General features: G+C 67.8%; 14 protein-coding genes. 9 read left to right on the top strand and 5 right to left on the bottom strand.

The window, feature by feature from the left end:
• The 3 genes from ftsA to ACV4UX_RS14860 all read left to right on the top strand — a co-directional run.
• Nucleotides 1–693, top strand: a 693-nt coding sequence (ftsA, locus tag ACV4UX_RS14870) for a cell division protein FtsA (RefSeq protein WP_491594063.1), incomplete at its 5' end; no start/stop codon positions are given.
• 60 nt (nt 694–753) lie between these two features.
• On the top strand, nt 754–2,109 hold the full coding sequence (gene ftsZ / locus ACV4UX_RS14865) for a cell division protein FtsZ (protein ID WP_491594062.1): 1,356 nt from the start codon (nt 754–756) through the stop codon (nt 2,107–2,109).
• A gap of 37 nt (nt 2,110–2,146) precedes the next feature.
• A complete protein-coding gene (locus ACV4UX_RS14860; RefSeq protein WP_491594061.1) occupies nt 2,147–3,820 on the top strand; it encodes a radical SAM protein in 1,674 nt (557 codons plus the stop codon).
• On the opposite strand, the gene ACV4UX_RS14855 is transcribed toward ACV4UX_RS14860, so the two are convergent.
• A complete protein-coding gene (locus ACV4UX_RS14855) occupies nt 3,807–4,688 on the bottom strand; it encodes a GGDEF domain-containing protein (protein ID WP_491594060.1) in 882 nt (293 codons plus the stop codon). The two genes, ACV4UX_RS14860 and ACV4UX_RS14855, sit on opposite strands and share 14 nt — an antisense overlap.
• Nucleotides 4,689–5,042: 354 nt before the next feature.
• Here ACV4UX_RS14855 and ACV4UX_RS14850 point away from each other — a divergent pair, with 354 nt between their 5' ends.
• Nucleotides 5,043–5,330, top strand: coding sequence for a hypothetical protein (locus ACV4UX_RS14850; RefSeq protein ID WP_491594059.1), 288 nt, complete (start codon nt 5,043–5,045; stop codon nt 5,328–5,330).
• 62 nt (nt 5,331–5,392) lie between these two features.
• On the opposite strand, the gene ACV4UX_RS14845 is transcribed toward ACV4UX_RS14850, so the two are convergent.
• The 4 genes from ACV4UX_RS14845 to ACV4UX_RS14830 are packed head-to-tail and all read right to left on the bottom strand — an operon-like array spanning nt 5,393 to nt 6,909.
• Nucleotides 5,393–5,644: a hypothetical protein gene (locus ACV4UX_RS14845; RefSeq protein ID WP_491594058.1), complete on the bottom strand. Its 252-nt coding sequence runs from the start codon at nt 5,642–5,644 to the stop codon at nt 5,393–5,395.
• A 5-nt stretch (nt 5,645–5,649) separates the two neighbouring features.
• A complete protein-coding gene (locus tag ACV4UX_RS14840) occupies nt 5,650–5,904 on the bottom strand; it encodes a hypothetical protein (protein WP_491594057.1) in 255 nt (84 codons plus the stop codon).
• Between the two features lie 55 nt (nt 5,905–5,959).
• Entirely contained in the window at nt 5,960–6,427 is a 468-nt protein-coding gene (locus tag ACV4UX_RS14835) for a thermonuclease family protein (protein ID WP_491594056.1), read from the bottom strand.
• Complete coding sequence (locus tag ACV4UX_RS14830) at nt 6,424–6,909, bottom strand: transglycosylase SLT domain-containing protein (RefSeq protein ID WP_491594055.1); 486 nt, start codon at nt 6,907–6,909, stop codon at nt 6,424–6,426. Before ACV4UX_RS14830 ends, ACV4UX_RS14835 begins: the two co-directional genes overlap by 4 nt.
• A 225-nt stretch (nt 6,910–7,134) precedes the next feature.
• Here ACV4UX_RS14830 and ACV4UX_RS14825 point away from each other — a divergent pair, with 225 nt between their 5' ends.
• The 5 genes from ACV4UX_RS14825 to ACV4UX_RS14805 form a co-directional block, all read left to right on the top strand.
• Complete coding sequence (locus ACV4UX_RS14825) at nt 7,135–7,842, top strand: DVU0298 family protein (RefSeq protein ID WP_491594054.1); 708 nt, start codon at nt 7,135–7,137, stop codon at nt 7,840–7,842.
• Nucleotides 7,843–7,909: 67 nt separating this feature from the next.
• On the top strand, nt 7,910–8,254 hold the full coding sequence (locus tag ACV4UX_RS14820) for a DVU0772 family protein (RefSeq protein WP_491594053.1): 345 nt from the start codon (nt 7,910–7,912) through the stop codon (nt 8,252–8,254).
• A 248-nt stretch (nt 8,255–8,502) separates the two neighbouring features.
• Nucleotides 8,503–8,895: a response regulator gene (locus ACV4UX_RS14815; protein WP_491594052.1), complete on the top strand. Its 393-nt coding sequence runs from the start codon at nt 8,503–8,505 to the stop codon at nt 8,893–8,895.
• 24 nt (nt 8,896–8,919) lie between these two features.
• Nucleotides 8,920–9,660 carry a metallophosphoesterase family protein gene (locus ACV4UX_RS14810; protein WP_491594051.1) on the top strand — a complete coding sequence of 247 codons (741 nt, stop codon included), beginning with the start codon at nt 8,920–8,922 and terminating at the stop codon, nt 9,658–9,660.
• Nucleotides 9,661–9,663: 3 nt separating this feature from the next.
• The coding region (locus ACV4UX_RS14805) for a serine/threonine-protein kinase (RefSeq protein ID WP_491594050.1) at nt 9,664–10,311 on the top strand (648 nt) is incomplete at its 3' end.

Here is a 10,311-nt window from a genome sequence, read left to right as displayed (position 1 = left end):
GACATCGTGCTGGAGGCCCTGGCCTCGGCCAAGGCCGTACTCACCGAGGAGGAACGCGAGATCGGCGTGGCCCTGGTGGACCTGGGCGGCGGCACCACGGACCTGGCCGTGTTCTCCAACGATTCCATCAAGCACACCTCGGTGCTGGCGCTGGGGGGCAACAACCTCACCAACGACATCGCCTTCGGACTGCGCACGCCCATGGCCAGCGCGGAGAAGATCAAGATCAAGTACGGCTGCGCCCTCTCGGACCTCGTGCGCAAGGACGAGGTGATCGAGGTGATCAGCGTGGGCGGACGCGAGCCCAGGCGGCTCTCGCGCCAGGTGCTCTCGGAGATCTGCGAGCCCCGCGTGGAGGAAATGCTGGGACTCGTGGACCAGGAGCTCATCAAGAGCGGGCTCAAGAATTCCATCGCCGCAGGCGTGGTGCTCACGGGCGGGACGGCCCTCATCGAGGGCATCCAGGAACTCGGCGAGCAGATTTTCAACCTGCCGACCCGCGTGGGCTTCCCCATGCGCGTGGGCGGGCTCAAGGACGTGGTGAACAGCCCGATGTACGCCACGGCCGTGGGTTTGCTGATGTACGGCGCGGAGAAGGAAGGCACGGACAAGCGCTTCCGCATCCGCTCCGACGAGAAAGTGTTCAACCGCATCCTGGGCCGCATGCGGAAGTGGTTCGTGGATGTGAAGTAGGGGGCGAACGTGGCGACGTTCATTCAGGGGGAACTTTTTGCGTCTCAAGGAGGAGGGGACATGGAAATCTATGACATCGACATGGAATCGAACGCACGCATCAAGGTTGTCGGCGTAGGAGGAGGCGGCGGCAACGCGGTGAACAACATGATCTGTTCGGCGTTGCGCGGCGTGACGTTCATCACCGCCAACACGGACATCCAGGCCTTGCACAAGTCCAAGGCCGAGTTCAAGATCCAGCTGGGCGACAAGCTCACCAAGGGCCTGGGCGCGGGCGCCAACCCGGACTGCGGCCGCGACGCGGCCCTGGAGTCCATCGACCAGATCCGCAAGACCATCTCGGACGCCGACATGGTGTTCGTCACCGCCGGCATGGGCGGCGGCACGGGCACGGGCGCGGCCCCGGTGATCGCCCAGGCGGCCAAGGAGGCCGGGGCTCTCACCGTGGGCGTGGTCACCAAGCCCTTCTACTTCGAGGGCCGCAAACGCCTGCTGGCCGCCGAAAAGGGCATCGCCGCGCTGCGCGAGCAGGTGGACTCCATCATCACCATTCCCAACGACCGGCTGCTCACCCTCGCCTCCAAGAAGGCCACCTTCATGGAGATGCTCAAGAAGGCCGACGAGATCCTCTTCTACGCGGTGAAGGGCATCTCCGACCTGATCATGGTGCCGGGCCTCATCAACCTGGACTTCGCGGACGTGAAGGCCGTGATGAGCGAGATGGGCATGGCCATGATGGGCTTCGGCGTGGCGCGGGGCGAGAACCGCGCCAAGGAGGCCGCCCAGAAGGCCATCACCAGCCCGCTGCTGGAAGACGTGACCATCGACGGGGCCAAGGGCGTGCTCATGAACATCACCTGCTCCCCCGACCTGACCATCGAGGAAGTGGACGAGGCCGCCTCCACCATCACCGAGGCCGTGAGCGACGAGGCCAAGGTGTTCTTCGGCACCGTGTTCGACGAGAACGCGGGCGACGAAATCCGCATCACGGTCATCGCCACGGGCATCGAGAGCGCCGAGGAGTTGAGCAGGCTCAAGTCCCAGTCGGCCAAGGTGAGCGTGCATCCGGCCGTGTCCCAGGCGGCCGCCGCGCACACCGAGCCCTTGCGCGCCGCCGAGGTGCACCGCGAGCCCGTGCGGGAGGTCCACCGCGACGCCGTGCGCGAGCTGGAGCCCATCCAGGAGCCCCTGCGCGAGGCCCCCAAGGCCCATGTGGCCAGCCCGCGCACCGAGCGCATCATGGCCACGCACCACAACGACCTGACCATCCCGGCCTACCTGCGCCGAGGACGCAAGGGGTCGCCCGATCCGGCCGGCATCGCCCAGTACAAGACCCATCAGCCCGGGAGCGAGGACTTCGTCTTCGATGAGGACGAGTTCGAGGTCCCGGCCTTCATCCGCATGCAGGCGGACTAGGAGGTAGTTTGTCCCCGTGCAGTGACGCCGTGAAGGAGTGATCGCCACGTCGCGCACCGTCTACTTCGGCAGCCAGAAGCCCGTCCTGCCTGATCCCGGCGGACGGCTTCCGGTGGCCCTGGCCTATCCCGGCCCCGTGCGGGCGGCTTACGCCGCCCTGGGCTGGCAGGCGGTCTACCGGCTGGCTTCGCGAAGCCCGTGGCTCCGGGTGGAACGCTTCTTTCTTTCCGCGAAGAAAGAGGTTCCAAGGTCGCAGGACACGTCCCTCCCCCTGGACGCGTTCCCGCTGGCGACCTTCTCCCTGGCCTTCGAGCTCGACGGCGCGGTCCTGGCGCAGGCGCTCGACTCCTGCGGCGTCCCTCTCCTCGCGAGCCGGCGGCCCGACTTCCCCATCCTCCTGGGAGGCGGGCCGCTGGCCTTTTTGAACCCCGCACCGCTGGCCCCTGTCCTGGACGCCTGGTTCGTGGGCGAGGCCGAGGCGGGGTTGCAGGACCTGCTGGAAGGCGCGGCCCGGCTTGTTCTGGACGGCGCCTCCAAGGCCGAGACGGTGGAATGGATGGCCACGCGCCCGGGCGTTTATGTTCCCGGACGCAGCGCCACCCCGGTGCGCCGCGTGTGGCCTGCCTCCGGGCGCGTTCTGGAAGACCCGGCCTGCTCGGTGTTCGTGTCCAACGAGGCCGAGTTCAAGGACGCCATGCTCCTGGAGGTGAACAGGGGCTGCCCCCACGCCTGCCGCTTCTGCGCGGCAGGGTTCGTCTACCGCCCCCCCAGGCACGCCCGCGTCGAGGACCTGCGCGAGGCCGTCGCGGACGCCAGGCCCAGGAAGGTCGGCCTCGTGGGCACGGCCCTCACGGACTGGCCGGACCTCCAGGAGTTCCTGCGCTGGCTGGCCTCCGAAAAGATCAAGTTCACGCTCTCCTCGGTGCGCGCCTCGGGCGTGACGGAAGAGCTTCTGGACATCCTGCGCAATGCGGGCCTGCGCACCCTGACCCTGGCCCTGGAAGGCCCCAGCGCGCGCATCCGCCGCAAGGCCAACAAGCACCTGGACGAGGAAGCTTTCCTGCGCGCCGTGTCCCTGGCCGCCGCGCGCGGCGTGAACCACTTGAAGAGCTACCTGATCATGGGCTGGCCGGGCGAGGAGGACGCCGACTACGAGGAGCTGGCGCGCTTCCTGGCCGAGGTCTGCCGCGCGGGGCGCGTGGGCTCCGGCAAAAAGGGCATCGGCCACATGACCCTCGGCGTGAACCCATTGGTGCCCAAGCCCTTCACGCCCATGCAGTGGGCTCCTATGTCCGGCGAGGCCGCCCTGGAGGAACGCTGGGCCTGGATGGAATCCGTCGTGAAACCGCTGAAAGGGGTCCGGCTGGAGGGCGAGCGTCCCTTCTGGGCCAGGCTCCAGGGGCTCCTGGCGCGGGGCGGAGAGGAACTGGCGGAGCTGTCGGTCCTGGCCGGTGAGCGCGGCTGGCGCAAGGCCCTGCACGCCTGGAACGGCGACGTGTCGGCGGTGCTGGACCGGGAGCGCGCGCCGGACGAGGCGTTCCCCTGGGAGTGTGTGGACGTGGGCGTGGAGCGCGCCGTGCTCCGTGCCGAATGGGAGCGCTATGTCTCCGGCAGGCCGTCTCCTCGTTGCCCCGACGGCCCCTGCGGACGCTGCGGCGCGTGCGGCGAACCCGCGCGAGCGGGCGGGACTGCGGACCTCAGCGCTCCCTGACGGCGTCGCCCCCCGCCCCCTTGGCCTCGTAGACGGCCGCGTCGGCCCGTGCGATCACTTTGTTCCAGTTGCCGGGCCGTCCCGGCGCGGGCAGGCAGGAGGTGATCCCCATGGAGAGGGTGCACCCCCTTCCGTTGGCCAGCTTGAAGCGCTCGCGAATGCGTTCGGCCACAAGGCGCGCCTGCTCCCCGGAGCAGGCAAGGAGGGCCGCGAATTCGTCCCCGCCCAGCCGGAAGGCCCAGTCGCTGTCGGAGCGGAGGCATTCCTGCATGATGGCGGCCAACGCGCGCAGCACTTCGTCCCCGGCTAGATGCCCGTAGGTGTCGTTGACGCTCTTGAACTTGTCGCAATCCACCAGCAGCAGGCGGTGGGAGGCCCCGTTGCAGCCGTTCACGGGAGGAAGACCGGACAGCACCTGCTCGAAGTGCCGACGGTTGCCGAGGCCCGTGAGAGGGTCGGTGCGGCTGGCGTCCTCCATGTCCCGGCGTGCCTGATCCGTCTCTGCCAGACGCCCGAGGAGAGACTTCTCCCGGCTGTCCAGGGAGTGGAGCATCCAGTTGAGGGAGCGCTTCAGGCGCAGGAGCAGGTTTTCATCCTCTTGTTCCACGGGCAGGGCGAAAGGCTCGGGAAAGATCCCCCTGCGCAGGCTGGCCGCGAAGTCGCAAACCTTGGCCAACTCCTTGAACACGCTGACGTGAAGGGCAAAGCGCGCGAAAAAGGGCAGCAGGCCCAACCCCAGAGCGGCATGTACCGCCAACACGGCCAGGGCCTGGCGCTCGCGCCCCGACTCCAGCAGCGCCAAGGCGGCGAGGGACGGCAGCACCGAGACGGGCGCCAGCAGCAGGAAGAGCTTCAGCTGAGGGGACATGGAGCACCTGTGTGAAATTGATAATCGAAATCAAGAGTGCCGATACTGTTTGAAGCATGGCCTGTCAAGTATGGCCGCCGGGCAGAAGACTGGCACAGAAGGAACCGTGAGGAGCCACATGATCCGCTGGGGAACCAGGTGAGATGGAAGGATCACTGCGGCAGGCAAAGGGCCGGAGATCGTAGAGTTGGAGACGTTCGCAAGGAGAGCGCTGCCGACTGGAGCGATGCGCAAAAAGCGTTCTTCAAGTGCAGGAACCGTAACCGACTGGCTGTGACGAGTTGGCAACAGCCAGATATTGCATGTTATTTCTCATGGCACGATCCCTGAAGTAGCCGGTCAGGAGGTTTCGCCATGAGACACCTGATGCTTGCCGCCGCAGTGGTGCTGGTCTTTTCCAGCCAGGCGTGCGCCTACTCGTACGGTCCTTCGTGGGGAGTCACCCTTTCACTGGGCGGGCCTTCCAGCTACTACCCGGCCCCCCCGCCGCCGCCTCCGCCGCCCGCCTACGGTTACCGCACGGGTTATGCCCAGGGATATGCCCAGGGCTACGCGAACGGCAGCTGGAGGGGGTATGTGCCGCCGCCTCCGCCGCCCAAGTATTACCACCGGCATCACAGAGGCTACTACAGGGGCTGGTAGCGGAAGAAGGCGGCATCGCACGGAAAACGAAAACCCGGGGGGCATTCGCCCCCCGGGCTGTTTCATTCTCCGGGCTTGCGGTCGATGCCGGTGACCAGGAACACCCGCCCGGGCTGACGGGCCTGCGCGTCCGGCTCCTCGTCGGGAACCTGGCGGGCGATCTCCTTGATCTCCTTGGCGGCCGCAAGCCGCACCTTGTCGTCGTCGGCGTCCAGCAGGCTCTCCAGGACGTCCATCACCTTCTCGTCCAGGAGCTTCACCGCGCGCCTGCATCCGGGCACGCCCTTGCGGGGCTTCTTTCTCGCGGGAGGCACGGCGCCTACCGGGTCAGCTGGCGCGCCAGCTTCTCCCAGACGGCCAGCCCCAGCCACGCCAGTCCGCCGCCCGCCAGGGTGGCCGCCAGGGTGTTGATCACGCGGCTGCGCAGGGAGAAGGCGTCCCGCAGGTGCATGTGATGCCGGGCGTGTTCTCCCGGGGCCAGGTCGCAGGAGGAGCAGCATCCCGGGCGCAACAGTCCCTCTTCCTGGGCTTCGCGCAGCGCCTCCTTGATCAGGGGTTTAAGGCGTTCGCTCACGGCCTGGCCGCCTTCCGGCCTTTGGCGCGCGAGCGTTTGTCGTCGATCGAATGGGTCATCGGTTTCTCCCGTGTCGTTTGCGCCAGGCCCACGGGGCCACAGGCTTGCCGGGTTCGCCCCACAGGCCGAGGGAACGGTAGCGGGCGAGCTTCTCGGCAAGCAGCATGGCGTAGCAGTCCTGGCAGTACTTCCGGTAGACCCAGGCATGTCCGGCCTTGACCATGGCGGCGTTCACGTCGCCGGCGCCGGGCGCGCGCACGAGCCCCACCTTGCGGCCGTAGGCGTCGGTGTCCATCACCTTCACCTCCACGGCGCGCCCCTCGACCAGCGAGGCCAGGAAGTCCCGCGAGGCGGGGCCGCCGGGCTGGGCCAGCTCGGGGGCGTCGATGCCGTAGAGGCGCACGCGCGTGCCGTTCACGGTGAGGGTGTCGCCGTCGTGCACGTTGGAGACGCGTCCGGAAAAGGCCCATGCCGGGGCCGTGGCCAACAACAGCAGGAAGACAGCCGCCAGGCGCGTCTTCACGAAGGCCACCTCCCGCCGAGTCGGCGGGCGATCTTGTCCACGTAGTCCTGGTTGGCGAAGCGTCCGTCGGGGTCGCGCCGCACGCTGCCCGCGTTGTAGGCGGCGGCCACGCCCTGCCAGCCGTGGTCAGCCAGGTGACGGTCCCGCTGGCGGGCCAGGCAGGCGCAGCCGACATCAAGGCCCCGGTCAGGGTCGCAGAGGGCCGAGAGGAACGGGCCTTCGAACCCCATGGCGCGCGCCGTGGCGCCCATCACCTGCATCAGTCCCCAGGACGTGGCCTGGGCGCGGCGTTCGGTCTCCAGATTGCACGGGGCCTTTGCCCGCACGCCGGGGTTGTCGCGCAGGTAGCGTTCGAAAAAGCGCGGTTCGTAGCGGGTGGCCCAGGGGTCGCCGCCGGATTCGACGTTGACCACGGCTTCCACGAGCGCTTCGGGAAGCCCGTGTTTTCGGGCCGTTTCGGCAATGCGCCGGGCATGATCCATGAGGTGCTCCTCCTCCAGGTTGCGTCACGCTTCGCGGATCGGGCTTCCTTCCAGGGTCTGCCGCGAAGATGGCGAGACGCATGATACGTGGAAAAAGCTTTTTGAAAAGGGTACATGGAGGTGCAGGGGCATGTGGGCGCAAGACGGCACACCCGCCGTAACCGCCGGAAACGGCCGAAAACGGCCCGGGAACACTTTCCGGGACGCCACGCAAGGAGCATCACCGTGGGAAAACTGCGCGCAATGCGCCAGACCGTCCGTGAAGCGCTGGCCGCCGAGCCCTGGCCGTCGGGGCTGGCGCACCTGGAAACGCTTCCGCCCAAGAGCCTCGTGGGGCCGCTCTACGCATTCCTCCTGGAGCCCGACCCGGTGATCGCGGCACGCGCCGCGACGGCCTTCGGCCGCACCGCCGCGCGACTCTTCGGCCAGCGCCCCGAGGACGCCCGCCAGCTCATGCGCCAGCTCATGTGGCGGCTCAACGAGGAGTCGGGCAACATCGCCTGGGGCGTCCCCGAAACCTTCGGGGAGATTCTGGCCGCACAGCCCGAGCTGGCCCGGGAATTCCACCGCGTGCTGGCCTCCTACCTTTTCGAGAGCGACCGCAAGACCGGCGACACCTACATCGACCACGCCCCCCTGCGCCGGGGCGTCTACGCAGGGCTGGCCATCCTGGCCGAGGCGCGCCCGGAGCTGGCCCTGGCCGGGCTGGAAGGCCTGCTGCGGGGGCTGGCCGAAGAGGACGCCCCAAGCCGGGCATGGGCAGCCCTGGCTCTGGGCCGCCTGCTCCCGGAGGCCGGACAGGATGCCCCGCGCATTCTCCAGGCCCTGGAGTCGGCCGCGAAGGACGCCGCAAGCGTTTCCCTCGTACTGGACGGGGTTCTTCGGGAAACCTCCGTCGGGCAAGTTGTCCTGGAACGTCGGAAAAATCCTTGACCTGGTTCTTCGAATGATTATTAAAAAAGGGTCAACCATTGAAAACCACCTCCTGAAGGAGAATCAGATGGGCCAGCTCAAGGAATTCAAGGAATACGACGTGGACTGGGAAATGACCCCCGAAGCGGCCGTGACCCTCTACCTGGAGTGGGGCAACAACTGCTGGCTGAACGACTTCAAGCCCGTGCGCCACCGCAGCGATTCCACCACGTATTTCGTGGTCAACACCTGGGAACCCGAGCCCACCCTCTCGCTCATCCGCAGGACGTGCGACGAGGCGCGGGAGCTGGCTGTGCTCTCACTACCCGATGAACTCAAGAAGGAGTTCATGGACGAGGTGGGTTTCAACAAGGGCATTTATGCCCCCACGCCGGTGATCAAGGACTGGCTCAGGGCGCAGATGAGCAATTGACCACATAGGCGACGTTCTCAAGGCCGGGACAACCGGCCTTGAGAGGGACGTCGGCGCCTAGGGCCGAGAAGCCCGTTCGGGGGCTCTTATGCCCCCAGCCGACCCTCCAAAAGCCAGGAAATGGGGTTTGAATCCAGCGAAAGGCCGGTTCAGTCGGCCTTTTTCGTTGCTGACGCCGCCTGCGGGGTGTTATGGGGCGAGGAACGGTCCCGCCGTATACCAGGACCGCATCGCGCCGGAGGTGCTGGATGGGAGGCAGTGGGATTCTCATCGTCGAGGACGAGCGCATCATCGCCCTCGACCTTTCCAACAAGGTGAAGCGCCTGGGATATGCCCTGCTGGGCGTGGCCCACTCGGGTCCCGACGCGGTGCGCATGGCGGAGGAACTGGCCCCGGACCTCGTGCTCATGGACATCATGCTCGACGGCAGTTTCGACGGCATCGAGGCGGCGCGGCGCATCCGCCTGGTGCGCCACGTGCCCGTGGTCTTCGTCTCGGCCTGCAACGACCAGCCGACTCTGGAACGCGCCCGGGCCATCAACTGCCGCCGGTTCGTCTCCAAACCGGTGGACCCTGCGGACCTCGACGCCAAGATCCGCGAATCCCTCGCCGAGTGCGCCATGGCCTCAACGGAGAGCTGACGCCGCCTGCCACGCCCCAAGCCCATGGTCCTCATCGTACTTTCCGACATCCACGCCAACCTCGAAGCCCTGGAAGCCGTACTCGAAGACGCCGGGAGGCTGGCCGCGCCGGACTCTCCGGTGATCTGCCTGGGCGACCTGGTGGGCTACGGGGCCGATCCCGACGCCGTGGTCTCCCTGGTGCGCTCCCGGCAGGCCCTGGCCGTGCTGGGCAACCACGAGATGGGCGTGGCCGACCCAAAATCACGACGGCGCTTCAACCCCCTCGCCTGGGATGCCGTGCGCTGGGCCAGGGCGCGCCTCTCCCCCGACAACCGCCAGTGGATTTCCTGCCTGCCGCCCCATCTGAGCCTGGAGGGCTGCCGCTTCGTGCACGGTCTGCCCCCCGACGAGGTGGACACCTACCTCTTCCAGGCTTCCTCCGCCCATGTGTGCGACGTGCTGGCCCATCTGCCCGAAACGGTCTGTTTCATCGGCCACACCCACCAGTTGCGCCTGGTGAGCCTGGCCCCGGACGGCCTGCGCAACCAGCGCATCGCGCAGGGGGCCTACCTGCTCGACCCCTCCTGGCGTCACTTGGTCAACGCCGGGTCCGTGGGGCAGCCCCGCGACGGCGACCCGCGCGCCAAATACTGCCTCTTCGACACCGCCTCAAGCACCCTCACCGTGCACTGCGTGGAGTACGACGCCGCCCGCGCCGCCCGCAAAATCCTCGACGCCGGCCAGCCCCGGGCCTTCGCCCTGCGCCTGGCCGACCCGGACTGACCCGTGCGCCGCATCGGGCGCTACCGCATCCGGGGATTGCTCGGCCGCGGCGGCATGGGCGCGGTCTTCAAGGTGGAAGAGCCCGTCACCGGGCGCATCCATGCCCTGAAGCTCCTCTCGCCCAGGCCCTTCCTCGAAAGCCTCTGGGGACGCCGCGAGATCGAGCGCCGCTTCGTGGCCGAGGCCGTGGCCCTGGCCGGGCTCGACCACCCCAACATCGCCGCCGTGCGGGGCTTCGGGCGCAGCAAGGGCAGGCCCTATTTCCTCATGGACTACTTCTGTCGGGACCTGGGGCAGGTTCTCGGAGAGTCCGACCGCGTGGAGGAGCCCACCCGCGCCCTCCCGCTGCCCCGCGCCACCGGCTACGCACTCCAGACCCTCGAAGGCCTGGCCAGGCTCCACCACGCAGGGCTCGTGCACCGCGACATAAAACCCTTCAACCTGCTCATCTCCGGCGAGGATCAGGTCAAGATCACCGACTTCGGCCTCTCCCGCACGCGCGGCGCGCCCTCCCGCGCCCTGCCCGGCCTCAAGGTGGGTTCCCCCTACTACGCCGCGCCCGAACAGGAGGACGATCCGGATTCCGCCGGACTACGCGCCGACGTGCCAGACTGGAGCTGCTGCGGCTCAAGCCCGGCCCATGCCGTGGAC

The organism is Fundidesulfovibrio sp. (genome assembly GCF_058402725.1).
The sequence above is the reverse complement of the archived record's forward strand: the minus strand, read 5'-3'. Positions and strand labels throughout refer to the sequence as shown.

Bases quoted from the DNA above. Each gene is read 5' to 3' on its own strand.
- ftsZ (WP_491594062.1), top strand. From the start codon at position 754: ATGGAAATCTATGACATCGACATGGAATCGAACGCACGCATCAAGGTT.
- ACV4UX_RS14855 (WP_491594060.1), bottom strand. From the start codon at position 4,688: ATGTCCCCTCAGCTGAAGCTCTTCCTGCTGCTGGCGCCCGTCTCGGTG.
- ACV4UX_RS14850 (WP_491594059.1), top strand. From the start codon at position 5,043: ATGAGACACCTGATGCTTGCCGCCGCAGTGGTGCTGGTCTTTTCCAGC.
- ACV4UX_RS14830 (WP_491594055.1), bottom strand. From the start codon at position 6,909: ATGGATCATGCCCGGCGCATTGCCGAAACGGCCCGAAAACACGGGCTT.
- ACV4UX_RS14820 (WP_491594053.1), top strand. From the start codon at position 7,910: ATGGGCCAGCTCAAGGAATTCAAGGAATACGACGTGGACTGGGAAATG.
- ACV4UX_RS14815 (WP_491594052.1), top strand. From the start codon at position 8,503: ATGGGAGGCAGTGGGATTCTCATCGTCGAGGACGAGCGCATCATCGCC.
- ACV4UX_RS14810 (WP_491594051.1), top strand. From the start codon at position 8,920: ATGGTCCTCATCGTACTTTCCGACATCCACGCCAACCTCGAAGCCCTG.